The organism is Streptomyces sp. NPDC016562, assembly GCF_043076955.1.
In the GTDB taxonomy this organism is placed as follows: Bacteria; Actinomycetota; Actinomycetes; order Streptomycetales; family Streptomycetaceae; genus Streptomyces.
In genome coordinates, this window is sequence record NZ_JBIBRZ010000008.1 from 85,615 (window position 1) to 103,641 (window position 18,027).

At 70.6% G+C, this 18,027-nt stretch carries 19 protein-coding genes; 2 read left to right on the plus strand and 17 right to left on the minus strand.

The genetic code is table 11. The features are described from left to right. Nucleotides 1-176: 176 nt before the first annotated feature. The 4 genes from ACF059_RS27575 to ACF059_RS27590 all read right to left on the minus strand — a co-directional run bounded on the left by ACF059_RS27575 (nt 177) and on the right by ACF059_RS27590 (nt 4,731). Nucleotides 177-1,592, minus strand: a complete 1,416-nt coding sequence (locus tag ACF059_RS27575; protein WP_392062113.1) for an NAD(P)H-hydrate dehydratase — start codon at nt 1,590-1,592, stop codon at nt 177-179. Between the two features lie 8 nt (nt 1,593-1,600). Then, nucleotides 1,601-1,969, minus strand: a complete 369-nt coding sequence (locus tag ACF059_RS27580; RefSeq protein WP_361941099.1) for a holo-ACP synthase — start codon at nt 1,967-1,969, stop codon at nt 1,601-1,603. A 22-nt stretch (nt 1,970-1,991) separates the two neighbouring features. Continuing rightward, nucleotides 1,992-3,839, minus strand: a complete 1,848-nt coding sequence (glmS, locus tag ACF059_RS27585; protein ID WP_392062115.1) for a glutamine--fructose-6-phosphate transaminase (isomerizing) — start codon at nt 3,837-3,839, stop codon at nt 1,992-1,994. A 118-nt stretch (nt 3,840-3,957) separates the two neighbouring features. Further along, nucleotides 3,958-4,731: a hypothetical protein gene (locus ACF059_RS27590; protein ID WP_392062118.1), complete on the minus strand. Its 774-nt coding sequence runs from the start codon at nt 4,729-4,731 to the stop codon at nt 3,958-3,960. A 396-nt stretch (nt 4,732-5,127) separates the two neighbouring features. Between ACF059_RS27590 and coaA the strand changes: the two genes are divergently transcribed. Then, nucleotides 5,128-6,105: a type I pantothenate kinase gene (gene coaA / locus ACF059_RS27595; protein ID WP_361941108.1), complete on the plus strand. Its 978-nt coding sequence runs from the start codon at nt 5,128-5,130 to the stop codon at nt 6,103-6,105. A 41-nt stretch (nt 6,106-6,146) separates the two neighbouring features. Then, nucleotides 6,147-7,103, plus strand: a complete 957-nt coding sequence (locus ACF059_RS27600; RefSeq protein ID WP_392062121.1) for a DUF389 domain-containing protein — start codon at nt 6,147-6,149, stop codon at nt 7,101-7,103. A gap of 19 nt (nt 7,104-7,122) precedes the next feature. On the opposite strand, the gene glmM is transcribed toward ACF059_RS27600, so the two are convergent. From glmM to map, 13 genes are all read right to left on the minus strand, one after another. Continuing rightward, nucleotides 7,123-8,481 carry a phosphoglucosamine mutase gene (glmM, locus tag ACF059_RS27605; RefSeq protein ID WP_392062124.1) on the minus strand — a complete coding sequence of 453 codons (1,359 nt, stop codon included), beginning with the start codon at nt 8,479-8,481 and terminating at the stop codon, nt 7,123-7,125. Nucleotides 8,482-8,617: 136 nt separating this feature from the next. Then, complete coding sequence (gene rpsI, locus ACF059_RS27610) at nt 8,618-9,139, minus strand: 30S ribosomal protein S9 (RefSeq protein WP_150258789.1); 522 nt, start codon at nt 9,137-9,139, stop codon at nt 8,618-8,620. Nucleotides 9,140-9,181: 42 nt separating this feature from the next. After that, nucleotides 9,182-9,625, minus strand: a complete 444-nt coding sequence (gene rplM / locus ACF059_RS27615) for a 50S ribosomal protein L13 (RefSeq protein WP_073912858.1) — start codon at nt 9,623-9,625, stop codon at nt 9,182-9,184. A 235-nt stretch (nt 9,626-9,860) separates the two neighbouring features. Then, complete coding sequence (locus ACF059_RS27620) at nt 9,861-11,147, minus strand: glycosyltransferase family 87 protein (RefSeq protein WP_392062127.1); 1,287 nt, start codon at nt 11,145-11,147, stop codon at nt 9,861-9,863. 18 nt (nt 11,148-11,165) lie between these two features. Continuing rightward, entirely contained in the window at nt 11,166-12,794 is a 1,629-nt protein-coding gene (locus ACF059_RS27625) for an ABC-F family ATP-binding cassette domain-containing protein (protein ID WP_392062130.1), read from the minus strand. Nucleotides 12,795-12,846: 52 nt separating this feature from the next. Continuing rightward, nucleotides 12,847-13,698 carry a tRNA pseudouridine(38-40) synthase TruA gene (truA, locus tag ACF059_RS27630; protein ID WP_360891002.1) on the minus strand — a complete coding sequence of 284 codons (852 nt, stop codon included), beginning with the start codon at nt 13,696-13,698 and terminating at the stop codon, nt 12,847-12,849. Nucleotides 13,699-13,800: 102 nt separating this feature from the next. Then, nucleotides 13,801-14,262 (minus strand): 50S ribosomal protein L17, encoded by a 462-nt coding sequence (gene rplQ, locus ACF059_RS27635; protein WP_030154710.1) that lies wholly within the window; start codon nt 14,260-14,262, stop codon nt 13,801-13,803. A 103-nt stretch (nt 14,263-14,365) separates the two neighbouring features. After that, nucleotides 14,366-15,388, minus strand: coding sequence for a DNA-directed RNA polymerase subunit alpha (locus ACF059_RS27640; protein WP_007265920.1), 1,023 nt, complete (start codon nt 15,386-15,388; stop codon nt 14,366-14,368). 150 nt (nt 15,389-15,538) lie between these two features. Beyond that, nucleotides 15,539-15,943, minus strand: coding sequence for a 30S ribosomal protein S11 (gene rpsK, locus ACF059_RS27645; protein WP_003956432.1), 405 nt, complete (start codon nt 15,941-15,943; stop codon nt 15,539-15,541). Nucleotides 15,944-15,997: 54 nt separating this feature from the next. Beyond that, the gene (gene rpsM / locus ACF059_RS27650; RefSeq protein ID WP_007265919.1) at nt 15,998-16,378 is read right to left on the minus strand and encodes a 30S ribosomal protein S13; all 381 of its coding nucleotides are present in this window, start codon (nt 16,376-16,378) and stop codon (nt 15,998-16,000) included. Between the two features lie 198 nt (nt 16,379-16,576). Then, nucleotides 16,577-16,690 carry a 50S ribosomal protein L36 gene (gene rpmJ, locus ACF059_RS27655; protein ID WP_003956441.1) on the minus strand — a complete coding sequence of 38 codons (114 nt, stop codon included), beginning with the start codon at nt 16,688-16,690 and terminating at the stop codon, nt 16,577-16,579. A 73-nt stretch (nt 16,691-16,763) separates the two neighbouring features. Beyond that, the gene (infA, locus tag ACF059_RS27660) at nt 16,764-16,985 is read right to left on the minus strand and encodes a translation initiation factor IF-1 (RefSeq protein ID WP_003956442.1); all 222 of its coding nucleotides are present in this window, start codon (nt 16,983-16,985) and stop codon (nt 16,764-16,766) included. 138 nt (nt 16,986-17,123) lie between these two features. Then, nucleotides 17,124-17,975, minus strand: coding sequence for a type I methionyl aminopeptidase (map, locus tag ACF059_RS27665; RefSeq protein ID WP_360890998.1), 852 nt, complete (start codon nt 17,973-17,975; stop codon nt 17,124-17,126). Nucleotides 17,976-18,027: the final 52 nt, after the last annotated feature.

Here is an 18,027-nt window from a genome sequence, read left to right on the forward strand (position 1 = left end):
CCAGTCTCTCAGAACCCCATCCGAGCCCCTGCCGCTGCGCTCACTCCTCCCCCCGGGCCGGCACGCTTCCAGCCCCGCCCCCCATCCAGCCCCGCCGGCTCTTCCAGCCTCGCCGGCGTTTGAGGCGCGGGGGTCCGGCGGCGGCGCCCCCGGCAACGGCGCCGCACGGTGCGGCCTCACGGCCGGCGGACGTCCCGCCAAGCCCGGGGCAAGGCCGCAGCCACGTCCTGCGCCACCAACGGCCCCCCGCACAGCCGGGCGGCCAGCCCATGCAGATACGCCGCCACCGCACCCGCATCGGCCCCCGACAACCCACCCGCCAGCAAAGACCCGGCCAGCCCGGACAGCACGTCCCCGCTCCCCGCGGTGGCCAGCCACGGCGTCCCCGTCGGGTTCACCCGCACAGGCGACCCGCCGGAGGCGACCAGCGTCGTCGAGCCCTTCAACAGCACGGTCGCCCCGTACCGCCCCGCCAGCTCGCGCACGGCGGCCAGCCGCCCGGCCTCCACCGACTCCCTCGGCACCCCCAGCAGCGCCGCCGCCTCCCCCGCGTGCGGGGTCAGCAGGGTCGGGGCCGTCCGGGCCCGCAGCACCGCCGGGTCCAGCCCGCGCAGCCCGTCCGCGTCGACCAGCACCGGCACCGAGTCCGAGCCAGAGCCCGCGTCCGCCAGGACCTTCGCGACCTCCCCGGCCCGCCCCTCCCCCAGCCCCGGCCCGACCACCCACGCCTGCACGCGGCCCCGGCCGATCAGCGTCTCCGGGAAACGGGCCAGCACCGCGTCCGCCGCCGGGCCCACGTACCGCACCGCACCCGCACCGCCCCGCAGCGCTCCCGCCACGGCCAGCACCGCCGCGCCCGGGTACTGCGCGGACCCCGCCACGATCCCGACGACGCCCCGCCGGTACTTGTCGCTCGTCGCCGTCGGCTGCGGCAGCAGCGCCGCCACATCGGCGTGCTGCAAGGCCTCCGCCTGCGGCGCCGGCAGCTCCAGCCCGATGTCCACGAGGTGCACCGCACCCGCCCGCGAGGCGCCGGGGTCGATCAGCAGACCGGGCTTGTACGCCCCGAAGGTCACCGTCACGTCGGCCGTCACGGCCGCTCCCGCGACCTCCCCGGTGTCCGCGTCCACCCCGCTCGGCAGGTCCACCGCGACCACGAGGGCGCCCGCCGGGATCCGTTCCACGAGCGCGGCGGCCGCCGGCCGCAGCCCGCCCCGCCCGCCGATCCCGAGCAGCCCGTCCAGGACGAGGTCCGCCCGGGCGGGAACGGCGTCCGCCACCCGGCCCCCGGCGGCGCGCAGCGCGGCCAGCCCGCCCGGGTGCATCCGCTCCGGGTCCATCGCCACGGCCGTCACCGCGGCCCCGCGCCGCGCCAGCCGCGCACCCGCGTACAGCGCGTCGCCGCCGTTGTCCCCGGGCCCGACCAGCAGCACCACCCGCGCCCCGTACACCCGTCGCCGCCGCGCCAGCAGCCCCGCGCAGACGGCGGCCAGCCCGGCCGCCGCCCGCTGCATCAGGGCGCCTTCCGGCAGCCGGGCCATCAGCTCCCGCTCGGCGGCCCGTACGGTCTCCACGCTGTACGCAGTACGCATGACGGCCCCTAGCCTTCGGCGATCACGACGGCGGAGGCCACACCGGCGTCGTGGCTCAGCGAGATGTGCCAGGACTTCACGCCGAGCGCGAGCGCCCGCGCCTCGACCGTCCCCGACACCCGCAGCCTTGGTTGCCCGGAGTCCTCCACGTACACCTCGGCGTCGGTCCACAGCAGCCCGCCGGGCGCGCCGAGCGCCTTGGCCAGTGCTTCCTTGGCCGCGAACCGGGCGGCGAGCGAGGCGATTCCGCGCCGCTCACCGCTCGGCAGCGTCAACTCGGCGTCCAGGAACAGGCGCTGCGCCATGTTCGGCGTACGCTCCAGCGCCGCTGCGAACCGATCGATCTCCGCCACGTCGATCCCGACGCCGATAATCACAACAACAGCCCCGCTTACTCGCTCACTCCACGGTCACCGACTTTGCGAGGTTACGCGGCTGGTCCACCTCGTTGCCCCGGGCGGTCGCCAGCTCGCACGCGAAGACCTGGAGCGGCACCGTCGCCACCAGCGGCTGGAGCAGCGTCGGCGTGGCCGGGATCCGGATCAGGTGGTCGGCGTAGGGGACGACGGCCTCGTCGCCCTCCTCCGCGATCACGATGGTCCGCGCCCCGCGCGCCCTGATCTCCTGGATGTTCGACACGATCTTGTCGTGGAGCACCGAGCGGCCCCGCGGCGACGGCACGACCACCACCACCGGCAGGTCCTTCTCGATCAGCGCGATCGGCCCGTGCTTGAGCTCGCCCGCCGCGAACCCCTCGGCGTGCATGTACGCCAGCTCCTTGAGCTTGAGCGCACCCTCCAGCGCCACCGGGTACCCGACGTGCCGCCCCAGGAACAGCACGGTGTTCTTGTCGGCGAGGGAGCGCGCCAGCTCCCGTACCGGCTCCATGGTCTCCAGTACGGTGTCCACCGCCGCGGCGATGTCCGACAGCTCGCGGATCACCGCCTCGATCTCGTCGCCCCACTTCGTGCCCCGGACCTGCCCGAGGTACAGCGCGACCAGGTAGCAGGCCACCAGCTGCGTCAGGAACGCCTTCGTCGAGGCGACGGCGACCTCCGGACCGGCATGCGTGTAGAGCACGGCGTCCGATTCGCGCGGGATCGTCGACCCGTTCGTATTGCAGACGGCCAGCACCTTGGCCCCCTGCTCGCGCGCGTGCCGCAGCGCCATCAGGGTGTCCATGGTCTCGCCAGACTGCGAGATCGCGACCACCAGCGTCCGCTGGTCCAGGATCGGGTCGCGGTAGCGGAACTCGCTCGCCAGCTCCGTCTCGCACGGGATGCGGGTCCAGTGCTCGATGGCCAGCTTCGCGATCATGCCCGCGTGGTACGCCGTACCGCACGCGACGATCACGACCTTGTCGACCTCCCTGAGCACCGAGACGGGGATGCGCACCTCGTCCAGGGTCAGCGAGCCGCTCGCGTCGATCCTGCCCAGGAGGGTGTCGGCGACGGCCTTCGGCTGCTCGGCGATCTCCTTGAGCATGAAGTAGTCATATCCCCCCTTCTCGGCCGCCGAGGCGTCCCAGTCCACGTGGTAGGCCCGCACCGACGCGGGCGAACCGTCGAAGTTGGTCACCGAGACCCCGTCGCGGCGGAGCTCGACGACCTGGTCCTGCCCCAGCTCGATCGCGGACCGGGTGTGGGCGATGAACGCGGCCACGTCCGAGGCGAGGAAGTTCTCACCCTCTCCAACGCCCACCACCAGGGGCGAGTTCCGGCGCGCGCCGACCACCACGTCCGGCGCGTCGGCGTGCACCGCGACCAGCGTGAAGGCACCCTGCAGCCGCCGGCACACCTCCCGCATGGCCGCCGCGAGGTCACCGGTCCGCTCGAACCCCTCGGCCAGCAGGTGCGCCACGACCTCGGTGTCCGTCTCGGACTCCAGCAGGTGCCCGCGTTCGGTCAGTTCGGCCCGCAGGGCGGCGAAGTTCTCGATGATGCCGTTGTGTACGACGGCCACGCGCCCCGCGTTGTCGAGGTGCGGGTGGGCGTTGACGTCGGTGGGCCCGCCGTGGGTCGCCCACCGGGTGTGCCCGAGCCCCGCGCAGCCGGCCGGCAGCGGGTGACCGACCAGCTCCTTCTCCAGATTGACGAGCTTCCCGGCCTTCTTGGCGGCGGCCAGGCCACCGTCGGCGAGCACGGCGACCCCGGCCGAGTCGTAGCCGCGGTACTCCAGCCTCTTGAGTCCGGCGATGACCACATCGAGCGCCGACTGCGCTCCCACGTAACCCACAATTCCGCACATAGGCGGCAGCGTACGCCGTGGCCGGCCGTCTGCCCCGTACCTGAACAAGACGAAAAACCCGCCCCGGTGAATGCACCGGAGCGGGTTTGACGGACGTTCGAACAGGCCCTCGGGAGCCTCAGCCGAGCTTCTTGACCTGAGCCTCGATGACCGGCTTCGGCTGCTCGGCGTCACCGGTGAGGTTCATGCTGCTGAAGGTGGCCAGCGTGTCGGCCTTGCGCACCACGGCGTACTGCCAGGTGGCCTTGTCGCCGTCCTTCAGGTCCAGGACCAGGGCGAAGGTGAGGGACTCGTCGCCGCCCGCGGCCGGGGCGCCGGGCGTGACCTTCTCGATCTTCGTCTTCTCGCCCTCGGCGCTGACCGTGTAGCCGCCGGCGCAGGCCGTGACCGCGGTCTTCAGCGCGGTGAAGGCCTCCTCGGCGCCCTTGCCGTCGTAGGAGTTCAGGGCGACGGAGGTCCGCGTCACGCTGAAGCCCTTCAAGGCCGCCTCCACCTTCTCCTCCGCGGTGGCGCCCTCGGCGGCCGGCTTCGGCTTGGAGGTGGCGGCCACCTGCGCGGTGCCGACGGGCTTGCCCTGCGCCACGTACGACTGGAGCTGGACCAGCGGCTTGCACTCGGGCTTGTCGCTCTCGGCGGCCGGGCCCTTGGCGGCCGCGGCGGCGGCCTCGTCGGCCTCCACCTTGAAGTCCGGCAGCTCCGCCTGGGTGACCAGCAGCGGGGTCAGCTCGGCGGCGGTCTTCCCCTTGGCGGCCGGGGCCGCGGAGGTCGCCGGGGCGGACGTCTTGGCGTCCGTCTTCGTGTCGGCCTTGTCGGAGCCGCACGCGGTGGCCAGCAGGGACAGGGACACCGCGGACGCGGTCAGGACGGCACGACGGACAAGAGCGGTACGCACGAAAGATCTCCCCCATGGAGCGGAAAAAACAGCAGGGCAGCCCGGACGGCACCCCGGAAGGGGGCGCAGGTCCGAGCCGCGGTGATCGGAACAATCTACGGGCAGATGGATCACCGGCCCGCCTCAGCCCGCCCCCGGGGCGAATCGTGACCGGGGTGAGACCTCATGAGCCTCCAATCGAAACCGACCGCCGTACAACCGCGCCCGTCCCGGCCAGGCCCTGGCCGATACGGGGCCGGGACCGGGGCCGGGGCGCTCCCGGGTGACCGGCCACGTGACCGACCACACCACCCACAACCGCCCCCGAGCGCCGACAATGGCGGTGTGATCACTTCGCCGCCACGAAGCAGCACGCCGGACGACGCAACGGAGCGCGCCGGCGGGGAGGGGCACCCCGTGCGCCCCGCCCCCCGCCGCAGTCCCGACGCCTCGCCGTACGTCGACCTCACGCGCGCCGAGTGGAGCGCCCTGCGCGAGCGCACCCCGCTGCCGCTGACCGCCGAGGAGGTGGAGCGGCTGCGCGGGCTCGGCGACGTCATCGACCTCGACGAGGTCCGCGACGTCTACCTGCCGCTCTCCCGCCTCCTGAACCTCTACGTCGGCGCCACCAGCAACCTGCGCGGCACCCTCAACACCTTCCTCGGCGACGCGGGCAACGGCCACGGCGCCCAGCAGGGCACCCCCTTCGTCATAGGGGTCGCCGGATCGGTCGCCGTCGGCAAGTCCACCGTGGCGCGCCTGCTCCAGGCGCTCCTCGCCCGCTGGCCCGAGCACCCGCGTGTGGAACTGGTCACCACCGACGGGTTCCTCTACCCGATGAAGGAGCTCCAGCGCCGGGGGCTGACCTCCCGCAAGGGCTTCCCCGAGTCCTACGACCGCCGCGCGCTCACCCGCTTCGTCGCCGACATCAAGGCCGGCAAGGACGAGGTCCGGGCCCCGGTCTACTCGCACCTGATCTACGACATCGTGCCGGGCGAGGAGCTCGTCGTGCGCCGCCCGGACATCCTGATCGTCGAGGGCCTCAACGTGCTCCAGCCGGCGCTGCCCGGCACGGACGGCCGCACCCGCGTCGCGCTCGCCGACTACTTCGACTTCAGCGTGTACGTGGACGCGCGCCCCGAGGACATCGAGCGCTGGTACCTGGGCCGCTTCCGCAAGCTGCGCGCGACCGCGTTCCAGAACCCCTTCTCCTACTTCCGCAAGTACACCCAGGTCTCCGAGGAGGAGGCCATGGAGTACGCGCAGACGATGTGGCGGACCATCAACAAGCCCAACCTTCTGGAGAACGTGGCGCCCACCCGCGGCCGCGCCACCCTCGTCGTGCGCAAGGGTCCGGACCACAAGGTGCAGAAACTGAGCCTGCGCAAGCTGTAGGGCAGGGGGCCGGGCGGCCCGTCAGTGGCTATGGTGCGGGCATGCTGCATCTGCGGATGATCACCCCGCACCACCTCACGGACCGGGTGGTGGAGCTGATCGACCAAACGGTCGGGACCACCCACCTGGTCGTGCTGCCCGGCGCGGCGCGCGACCCCGAGGGCGACCTCGTGCTGTGCGACGTCGCCCGCGAGGCGGCGGACGAGCTCCTCCAGGAGATGCGCACGCTCGGCGTCGACAAGACCGGCTCGATCGCCGTCGAGAACATCGACTTGTCGATCTCCCGGCGCGCCGACGAAGCGGAGGAGGAGGCACCGGGCGAGGCCGCCGACGCGGTGGTTTGGGAACAGCTCGCCGAGGCGACCCACGAGGAGTCCACCCTCACGATCACCTACAGCGCCTTCATGATCCTGGCGACGATGATCGCGGCCTGCGGCGTGGTCCTCGACAACGCGATCCTGATCGTGGGCGCCATGGCGGTCGGCCCGGAGTTCGGCCCGCTCGCCGGCATCTGCACGGGACTGGTCCAGCGCCGGCCGAGGCTCGCCGGCCGTTCCCTGGTGGCGCTGGTGGTCGGCTTCACGGCGGCGATCGTGGCGACGACGCTCTTCAGCCTCGGGATGGACGCCCTCGACCTCTTCCACGAGGGCATGCTCGACGACCCGCGCCCGAACACCAGCTTCATCTGGCAGCCGGACCCGTTCTCCTTCGTGGTGGCGCTGCTCGCCGGCGTCGCCGGCATGCTGTCGCTGACGTCGGCGAAGGCCGGGGCGCTGGTCGGCGTGGCGATCTCCGTCACCACCGTCCCGGCGGGCGCCAACGCCGCCGTGGCGCTCAGCTACGGGGGCTTCGCCCAGATGTGGGGCTCGGCCGTCCAGCTGGCGGTCAACCTGGGCGGCATCATCCTCGCCGGGACGCTGACCCTCATCGCCTGGAAACTGCTGTGGCGCACCCAGCACGACCGGATGATCCGGAAGCCGGGTGCGCCACAGGCATGAACGCAGGCGAGGAGCCGGTCTAGCCGAGCGCCGACTTCACGACGTCCGCGAGCCGCCCGGCGATCGCGCGGGCCTGCTCGATGTCGGCGGCCTCGACCATCACCCGTACGAGCGGCTCCGTACCGGAGGAACGCAGCAGCACCCGGCCGGTGGCGCCCAGCTCGCGCTCGGCGTCGGTCACGGCCGCGGCCAGCTCGGCCGAGGTGGTGACGCGGGACTTGTCCACGTCGGGAACGTTGATCAGCACCTGGGGCAGCCGCTGCATGACCCCCGCCAGCTCGGCGAGGGACCGGCCGGTGGCCGCGACGCGCGCCGCGAGCAGCAGGCCGGTGAGCGTGCCGTCCCCGGTCGTCGCGTGGTCGAGGATGATCACGTGGCCGGACTGCTCGCCGCCCAGCGCGTAGCCGTGCTCCTTCATCGCCTCCAGCACGTACCGGTCGCCGACCCCGGTCTGCACGACCTGGATGCCCTCGCCCTCCATGGCCAGCTTGAAGCCCAGGTTGGACATCACGGTGCCGACCACGGTGTTCTCGCGCAGCTGTCCGGCCTCGCGCATGGCCAGCGCCAGCACCGCGAGGATCTGGTCGCCGTCGACCTCCGCGCCGGTGCCGTCCACGGCCAGGCAGCGGTCCGCGTCACCGTCGTGGGCGATGCCGAAGTCGGCACCGTGCGCGACGACGGCGGCCTTGAGCAGGTCCAGGTGGGTGGAGCCGCAGCCGTCGTTGATGTTCAGGCCGTCGGGCTCGGCGCCGATGGTGACGATCTCCGCACCGGCCCGGGCGAAGGCGACGGGCGACACGTACGCGGCCGCGCCGTGCGCCTCGTCCAGGACGATCTTCAGGCCGTCGATGCGGTTGGGCAGCGCGCTGATCAGGTGGGCGACGTACTTCTCGGAGCCCTCGGTGTAGTCGGAGACCCGGCCGACGCCCGCGCCGGTGGGCCGGTCCCAGGGAGCGCCGGTGCGGTGCTCCTCGTAGACGGACTCGATGCGGTCCTCCAGCTCGTCGGCGAGCTTGTGGCCGCCGCGCGCGAAGAACTTGATGCCGTTGTCGGGCATGGCGTTGTGGCTGGCCGAGAGCATCACGCCGAGGTCGGCACCCAGCGCACCGGTGAGATACGCCACCGCGGGGGTGGGCAGCACACCGACGCGCAGGACGTCCACGCCCGCGCTCGCGAGCCCGGCCACGACCGCGGCTTCCAGGAATTCGCCGGAGGCGCGGGGATCCCGGCCGACCACGGCGGTCGCCCGGTGGCCCGCGAAGGTGCCCGCCTCGGCCAGTACGTGGGCAGCCGCCACGGAGAGGCCGAGCGCGAGCTCCGCCGTCAGATCCGCGTTGGCGACGCCGCGTACACCGTCCGTCCCGAAGAGTCGTCCCACTGTTGTCCTCCCGAGTGTTGCGCTTCGCTTGTGACCGCTTGTGACATGTATGTGCCGCTTGTGGCGGTAAACGAACCGCCCCGGCAGCACAGAGAGTGCTGCCGGGGCGGTTTCGTTGCAGAACAGCAGGCGCAGATTAACGCTTGCTGTACTGCGGAGCCTTACGGGCCTTCTTGAGACCGGCCTTCTTGCGCTCGACCGCACGGTCGTCGCGGGAGAGGAAGCCGGCCTTCTTCAGCGCCGGGCGGTTGTTGTCCACGTCCGCCTCGTTCAGCGCACGAGCCACACCGAGGCGCAGGGCGCCGGCCTGGCCGGACACGCCGCCACCCGAGATGCGGGCGATGACGTCGTAGCGGCCGTCAAGCTCGAGGAGCTTGAAGGGCTCGTTGACTTCCTGCTGGTGCACCTTGTTGGGGAAGTAGTCCTCAAGGGTGCGACCGTTGATCTTCCACTTGCCGGTGCCCGGAACGATCCGGACGCGGGCGATGGCGTTCTTGCGACGGCCCAGGCCGGCGGCCGGCTGGGGGTCGCCGAAGCGACCGGCAAGGGACTCGGAGGTGTAGTCGCCCTCGACGACGACCTCAGACTCGCTGGTGTACTCCTCGACGTTGCCCTCGAACTCGTCGACGGGGGTCGTCTCGGCGGTGGTCTCGGCCACGATGCTCCTCAGAATTTTCTACGTCTTAGGGGGTGGCCGGAACTACTGCGCGACCTGGGTGATCTCGAACGGCACCGGCTGCTGGGCAGCGTGGGGGTGCTGGTCGCCCGAGTAGACCTTCAGCTTCGAGAGCATCTGACGGCCCAGGGTGTTCTTGGGGAGCATGCCCTTGATGGCCTTCTCGACGGCCTTCTCCGGGTTGTTCGCGAGGAGGTCGTCGTAGCGCACGGAGCGGAGACCGCCCGGGTAGCCGGAGTGGCGGTACGCCATCTTCTGGGTCGCCTTGTTGCCGGACAGGTGAACCTTGTCGGCGTTGACGATGATGACGAAGTCGCCCATGTCCATGTGGGGGGCGTAAGTCGGCTTGTGCTTACCCCGCAGGAGGGCAGCGGCCTGGGTCGCCAGACGGCCGAGGACAACGTCCTGGGCGTCGATGACGAGCCACTGGCGCGAGATGTCGCCGGGCTTGGGGCTGAACGTACGCACGCGTATGCCTTCGCTTCTTCAGTGGTGGGTCATCCCACGAGGCGCGAGCCCCAGGGACGGGTCCTGACAGGGTCACCACGGACGATCACGACAGCCCTTACTCCACAACGGGGACGCAACCCGTGTGAACCGCTGGTCATCGGCCCGGTGGACCGGCGTAAGGCCCTTTCACGTGAGAATGAGAAAGCCAATACGCATAACAAACCAGCAGAGTACCCAAGAGGACCCGTACGGGTCAAAACGCGGTCCGCGATGCCGATTCTGCTGGCGTCGCGGCGCACTCCGGTTCGGTCCTGGGTGGGGACCCCGCAGTTGTTACTGGATCCAGGGTAACCCGACCGGAGCGCAGCCCACGACGCGCCAGCAGAAAAGCGAGCCCGCACAGGGTCGCCATGTCCTTGTACGCGCGCCGCTTGTGGGCCAGCTCCGAGGGCCACGGGAGCAGGGCCACCTGGGGCGTCAGGGCCAGCCAGAACCAGGGCGAGCGCGGCATCGAACCCGCTCGCACCGCCGAGGCCAGCAGCAGCGGCAGCACCACCAGCAGGTAGTGGTCGAAGGACGGCCGGGAGACCAGGAATGCGGCGAGCATCACCATGCAGGCCGTCTCCACGAGCCGCAGCTCGCCCCCGTCGGCGTCGTCCGCGCGCCGCCACCGCGTCCAGGCCGCCCACAGCCCCGCCCCGGCCCCCGCGAAGGCGACCAGTACGGCCAGCGGCTCCGGCACCCCCAGCCGCGGCAGCACCGCGATCGGCGAGGCGTCCCAGGGCAGCGCGTAGGCGTCCTGCCCCTGGAACAGGAACGGCAGGGTCTTGGTGAAGAACAGCATCGGGCTCGGCATCACCAGCGCGCCGGCCAGCGACAGCCCCAGCGGCACCAGCACGGCCGCGGCCAGCCCCCGCCACTGCCGGGCGATCAGGAAGAGCAGCCCGATCGGCACCAGCATCGGCTTGCACGCGATCGCCACCCCGACCACCACACCGGCCGCGACCCACGAGCGCCGCTGCGCGAGCAGCAGCGCCACCGGCAGCGCGGCCGCGGAGATCGCGGTCCAGTTGCCGATCAGCACCAGGTTCACGTACGGCTTGTAGGCGAGGGCGAACACCGCGAAACCGCCGAAGGCGAAGCGGGAGCGCAGCGGCACCGCGAACATGCGCAGCGCGGCCAGCCAGCCGATGCCGAGCATCCCCGACATCCCGACCGGCAGCAGCCACCGCAGCACCCCGCGCGGCAGCAGCGCCTCCGGAATCGCCATGATCACGGCGCTGGGCAGGTACAGGAAGCGCTTGTCCTCGTACGGCGACCCGCCCGCCAGCAGCGTCTGCGCGGCCTTGACCACGAAGGCGTTGTCCGAGCCCCAGTTCGCCCGCAGGCTCGTGGAGACGCAGACCCCGAGGAGCACCGCGAGGGAGACGACCTGCCAGGGCCGTGAGGCCGGCCGCAGCAGCCACCGGACCAGCCGGTCCCCTGATCCGGAGCCGTTGTCCTCCTGCTTCATGAGCCAGATGCCAGGCCTCAGGCCCACGTCGCCTCTCCTTCGGTCCTAGCGCTTGCGCTCGACTCTACGTTCGTCCCAGACGGGTTCCTGAGTCTCCCGCACAACACCGTCCGAACCGAAGACCAGGTAGCGGTCAAATGTGCGCGCGAACCAGCGGTCGTGCGTGACGCACAGCACAGTGCCCTCGTACGCCTCCAGGCCGTCCTGGAGCGCCTCCGCCGATTCCAGGTCCAGGTTGTCCGTCGGCTCGTCCAGCAGCAGCGCCGTGGTGCCGGCCAGCTCCAGCAGGAGGATCTGGAACCGCGCCTGCTGGCCGCCCGAGAGCTTCTCGAACGGCTGCTCGCCCTGGCGCTCCAGCTCGTAGCGGCGCAGCACCCCCATCGCCGCGCCCAGGGGCTTGGCGGCCTCCGTCCACAGGATGTCGACGAGGGTGCGCCCGAAGAGCTCCGGATGGGCGTGCGTCTGCGCGAAGTGCCCGGGGACCACCCGGGCGCCCAGCTTCCAGGTGCCCGTGTGCCGGACGTCCTCGCCCGCCAGCAGCCGCAGGAAGTGCGACTTGCCGGAGCCGTTCGAGCCGAGCACCGCGACCCGCTCGCCGTAGAAGACCTCCAGCGAGAAGGGCTTCATCAGGCCGGTGAGCTCCAGGTTCTCCACGGTGAGCGCGCGCACCCCGGTACGGCCGCCCTTCAGCCGCATCCGGATGTCCTGCTCGCGCGGCGGCTCCGGCGGCGGGCCGGCCTCCTCGAACTTCTGGAAGCGGGTCTGCATCGCCTTGTAGCGCGAGGCCATGTCGGGGCTGCTCGCGGCCTGGTTGCGCAGCCGCAGCACCAGGGCCTTGAGCCGGGCGTGCTCCTCGTCCCAGCGCCGCTTCAGCTCCTCGAAGCGGGCGAAGCGCTCCTTGCGGGCCTGGTGGTAGGTGTCGAAACCCGCGCCGTGCACCCACACGTCCGTGCCCATCGGGCTCGGCTCCAGGCTGATGATCTTCTCGGCGGCCCGGGACAGCAGTTCCCGGTCGTGCGACACGAACAGCACGGTCTTGCGGGTGGCCTTCAGCTGCTCCTCCAGCCACCGCTTGCCCGGGACGTCGAGGTAGTTGTCCGGCTCGTCGAGCAGCAGCACCTCGTCCGGCCCGCGCAGCAGCGCCTCCAGCACCAGCCGCTTCTGCTCACCGCCCGACAGCGTGCGCACCTCGCGGAACTGCGCGGAGTCGTACGGGATGGCCAGCGCGGCCATGGTGCAGACGTCCCACAGGGTCTCCGCCTCGTACCCCTGGACGTCGGCCCAGTCGCTCAGCGCCTGCGCGTACGCCATCTGCGCGGCCTCGTCGTCGACCGTCAGGATCAGCTGCTCGGCCCGGTCCACGGCCTGGGCCGCCTCCCGGATCCGCGGCTGCGCCACCGACACGAGCAGGTCGCGCACGGTCGTCTCGTCGCGCACCGAGCCCACGAACTGCGACATGACGCCGAGCCCGCCGCTGACGGTGACGGCGCCCCCGTGCGGCTGGAGCTCGCCGGAGATCATCTTCAGCAGTGTGGTCTTGCCGGCCCCGTTCGCCCCGACCAGGGCGACGACCGACCCCTCCCCCACCCGGAAGGAGACGTCAGGGAGCAGGACCCGCCCGTCGGGAAGGTAGTACTCCAGGTGGCTGGCTTCGAGATGTCCCATGCCGGGCATTGTCCAGGTCCGCGGCCGATCCGCCCAAACGGATTAGGGGGTGCCCGGTGGGTCAGCAGCAGCCGGCTCCGGGGAGGGTCCGCATGTTGCGGGCCTCCTTGCTGCGCGCGGCCAGCAGCTCGTCGGCCGGGTAGCCGACCTCCTCCAGGGTCAGCCCGTGCGGCTTGACGACGTGCACCGAGGAGTCCCGTACGGCGGCCTCCAGCACCTTGCCGGGCCAGTCGGTGGGCCGGTGCCCGTCCCCCACGTGCAGCAGGGCGCCCACCAGCGAGCGGACCATGTTGTGGCAGAAGGCGTCGGCGCGGACGGTCGCGGTGATGATCCCGTCCTCGGCCCGCTCCCAGCTGAGCTGCTGGAGCGTACGGATGGTCGTGGCGCCCTCGCGCTTCTTGCAGTACGCGGCGAAGTCGTGCTCGCCCAGCAGCGGGGCGGCGGCCTCGTTCATGGCGTCCACGTCGAGCGGCCACTGGTGCCACAGCACGTGCCCGCGGCGCAGCGGGTCGACGCCGCCCTGGTGGTCGCCGACGCGGTAGGCGTAGCGGCGCCAGACGGCCGAGAAGCGCGCGTTGAAGCCCGGGGGGGCCTCGGCGGCCTTCCAGACCCGGATGTCGTGCGGCAGCCGTCCGGCGAGACGGCGCAGGAGCTTGTCGTGGTGTTCGGCCCACACCTCCTCGGCGAGGTCGAACTGCGCGACCTGCCCGCGGGCGTGCACCCCGGCGTCGGTCCGCCCGGCCACGGTCAGCTCGACGGGCTCGGGCAGCCGCATCACGGTCTGCAGGGCCGATTCCAGCTCGCCCTGCACGGTCCGCAGCACGCGCTGCTTCGCCCAGCCCGAGAAGTCCTTGCCGTCGTAACTCAGGTCCAGCCGCACCCGGACGTGCCCGGGCTCCACCTCGTCACTCACGTGACAGATCCTCTCAGACGTGCGGACATGCAGAACGGGCCCGCCCCGGAAGGGGGCGGGCCCGTTCAGAGCCGATCAAGCGGGCTCGATCCCGGAACGGGATCAGGCCTCCTTGGTCTCCTCGGCGGGGGTCTCGACAGCCTCCGCCTCCTTGACCGCGCGCTTGGTGGCGGCCTCGGCCTCACCGGTGGCCTGCTGGGCGACCGTAAGGGCCTCGACCAGCTCGATCACGGCCATCGGGGCGTTGTCGCCACGACGGTTGCCGATCTTGGTGATGCGCGTGTAACCACCGGGGCGGTTCTCGTAGCGCGGGGCGATCTCGGTGAACAGCGTGTGCACGATGCTCTTGTCCGTGATCGTCTGCAGCACCAGGCGACGGTTGTGGATGTCGCCCTTCTTGGCCTTGGTGACCAGACGCTCGGCGTAGGGACGCAGGCGGCGGGCCTTGGCCTCGGTGGTGGTGATGCGGCCGTGCTCGAAGAGCGCCTTCGCGAGGTTCGCGAGGAGGTGCTTCTCGTGCGCGGCAGAGCCGCCCAGGCGGGCACCCTTTGCGGGACGCGGCATTGTTACTCCTTCAAATCTGCACCGGCCGTGTCAGGTACCGGAGTCAGTTCCCTCAGGCGGTCGCGAGAGGGGGTGTGGGGGGCGCGAGCCCCCCACAAGCTTTCTAGTACTGCTCGGTCTCGACGAAACCGGCGTCCGCGTCGTCGTCGGCGCCGAAGGCGTCGGCGGCGGCGGTCGGGTCGAATCCGGGCGGGCTGTCCTTGAGGGCCAGGCCCATGCCGGCCAGCTTCGCCTTGACCTCGTCGATCGACTTCGCACCGAAGTTGCGGATGTCGAGCAGGTCGGCCTCGGAGCGGGCGACGAGCTCACCCACGGAGTGGATGCCCTCGCGCTTGAGGCAGTTGTACGACCGAACGGTGAGCTCCAGCTCCTCGATCGGCAGCGCCAGGTCGGCGGCCAGGGCCGCGTCCGTCGGCGAGGGGCCCATGTCGATGCCCTCGGCGTCGATGTTGAGCTCGCGCGCCAGACCGAACAGCTCGACCAGGGTCTTGCCGGCGGACGCCATGGCGTCGCGCGGGCGCATGGCCTGCTTGGTCTCGACGTCGACGATCAGCTTGTCGAAGTCGGTGCGCTGCTCGACTCGGGTCGCCTCGACCTTGTAGGTGACCTTGAGGACCGGGCTGTAGATGGAGTCGACCGGGATGCGGCCGATCTCCTGGCCCAGCTGCTTGTTCTGGACGGCGGAGACGTAGCCGCGACCGCGCTCGACGGTCAGCTCCATCTCCAGCTTGCCCTTGCCGTTGAGCGTGGCGAGGACCAGGTCCGGGTTGTGCACCTCGACACCGGCCGGGGGCGCGATGTCGGCGGCGGTGACCAGGCCGGGACCCTGCTTGCGCAGGTACATCACGACCGGCTCGTCGTGCTCCGAGGAGACGACCAGCTGCTTGATGTTCAGGATGATGTCGGTGACGTCTTCCTTGACACCCGGCACGGTGGTGAACTCGTGCAGGACGCCGTCCACGCGGATGCTGGTGACAGCGGCACCCGGGATCGAGGACAGGAGCGTACGGCGCAGGGAGTTACCGAGGGTGTAGCCGAAGCCCGGCTCCAGCGGCTCGATCACGAACCGCGAGCGGTACTCGTCGACGACCTCTTCGGTCAGCGAGGGACGCTGAGCGATCAGCATGTCTGTGTTCCTTCATTCGTGGACGCCCACTATTTGACGCCCGACGGGATGCCGTACCGGAGTACGGCTACTGCAAGGGTACGGGCGGCACGTCCCCCGAAGGGGTCGTACCGCCCGGACACTCAAGAACGCACAGGTGCGTCCGCTGCGTCAGACGCGGCGGCGCTTCGGCGGGCGGCAGCCGTTGTGCGGGGTGGGGGTGACGTCCTGGATCGAGCCGACCTCGAGGCCGGTGGCCTGGAGGGAGCGGATCGCGGTCTCGCGGCCGGAGCCCGGACCCTTGACGAAGACGTCGACCTTGCGCATGCCGTGCTCCTGCGCGCGGCGGGCGGCCGACTCAGCGGCCATCTGCGCGGCGAAGGGGGTGGACTTGCGCGAGCCCTTGAAGCCGACGTGGCCGGCGGAGGCCCAGGAGATCACGTTGCCCGAGGGGTCGGTGATCGAAACGATGGTGTTGTTGAACGTGCTCTTGATGTGGGCGTGCCCGTGAGCGACGTTCTTCTTTTCCTTGCGGCGCACCTTCTTGGCAGCGCCCTGACGACCCTTGGGGGGCATCTAAATCTCCTACGGGAGGTGGTCGGTCCTACAGCGCAAGACCGCTGAACAGGACTACTTCTTGCCCGGCTTCTTCTTACCGGCGATCGCGCGACGCGGGCCCTTGCGGGTACGCGCGTTCGTGCTGGTGCGCTGACCGTGCACCGGCAGGCCACGACGGTGGCGGATGCCCTGGTAGCACTGGATCTCGATCTTGCGACGGATGTCGCCCTGGATCTCGCGGCGGAGGTCACCCTCGGTACGGAGGTTGGCGTCCACGTACTCGCGGATCTTGACGAGGTCCTCTTCGGCCAGGTCACGAACGCGGGTGTTCGGGTTCACGCCGGTGGAGGCGAGGATCTCCTTGGACCGGGTGCGCCCGATACCGAAGACGTAGGTGAGTGCGATCTCCACGCGCTTTTCGCGCGGGATGTCAACACCGGAAACGCGTGCCACAAATGGCTCCTGTGTGTTCGGGGGTCTTCCGCAGAACCACTCCCGACCGCCGACCACCCTTGATGGGTGGTGGTACGTCCGGGTCCCCGGCCCCCGCCGGAGGTACCGCCGGCCCCTCTCAGGGCTGGGCGGGTTCTGCGTATGTACGTTTTCTTACGTCGCGCGAAGAACTGCGGAAGGCAGGTCGGTCGGCGTGCGTCAGCCCTGGCGCTGCTTGTGGCGCAGGTTGTCGCAGATGACCATGACCCGACCGTGACGGCGGATCACCTTGCACTTGTCGCAGATCTTCTTGACGCTCGGCTTGACCTTCATGTTGGTGAGGTTCTCCGGGTCAGTGCCACCACCCGCACCGGGACGGACGCCCAGGCAGGAGTGAGGACAAGATCTACTTGTATCGGTAGACGATCCGGCCACGCGTCAGGTCGTACGGAGACAGCTCCACGACGACCCGGTCATCAGGGAGGATGCGGATGTAGTGCATGCGCATCTTGCCGCTGATGTGCGCGAGGACTTTGTGACCGTTCTGGAGTTCCACCTTGAACATCGCGTTCGGGAGGGACTCGATCACGGTGCCCTCGATTTCGATGGCACCTTGCTTCTTGGCCACGCTTCGCCTTTCGAATCGGCTACCTTGATCGGCCCCGTGCGCCATGCAGGCATGGAAGTGCACGAGAGCCGACGAGTCAGTCTACGTCAGGGCACCCAGAAAGACGAATCCGGAAAGTTTGCCCCAGAGTGTAGATCATTACGCCAGAGGGTCCGGGGCCGTGGTGACCCCGTACTCCGCCAGCTTCGCCTTGCCGCAGTCCGGGCTGGTCAGGACGATGGGCCCGTCCTCCGTCAGGGCGATGGAGTGCTCCCAGTGCGAGGACCAGGTGCCGTCCGTGGTGATGACCGTCCAGTCGTCCGCCAGGACCTCCGTCTGGGCGGTGCCCAGGGAGACCATCGGCTCGATCGCCAGGCAGACGCCCGGGACGAGCTTGATCCCCTTGCCCCGCTTGCGCGAGACGTAGTTCAGCAGGTGGGGGTCCATGTGCATCTCGGACCCGATGCCGTGGCCGCCGTAGTCCTCGATGATCCCGAACTTCCCGAGGCTGTGCTCACCGGTCGACGGGCGCGGCTGGCGCTTGATGTACGTCTCGATGGCCTTGGAGATGTCCACGAGGCGGTTGCCGAGCTTCATGGCGGCGATACCGGCCCACATGGACTCCTCGGTCACCCGGGACAGCTCCAGGAGCTCAGGGGCGTGCCCGGTGCCCACGAAGGCCGTGTACGCGGCGTCGCCGTGCCAGCCGTCCACGATCGCGCCGGCGTCGATCGAGATGATGTCGCCGTCCTTGAGGACCGTCTTGTCGTCCGGGATGCCGTGGACCACGACCTCGTTCACCGAGGTGCAGATCGTCGCGGGGAAGCCGCCGTAGCCCAGGAAGTTCGACTTGGCCCCCGCGTCCGCGATGACCTTGCGGGCGACCATGTCCAGATCCCGCGTCGTGGCGCCCGGCACGGCCGCCTCACGGGTCGCCGCGTGGATCGCGGCGACGACCAGCCCCGCCTCGCGCATCTTCGCGATCTGCTCGGGGGTCTTGATCTGGACCATGACGAACCTTCCACCTTCGGAACCGGGATCTTGCAAGTCTTCTCAACAGTAC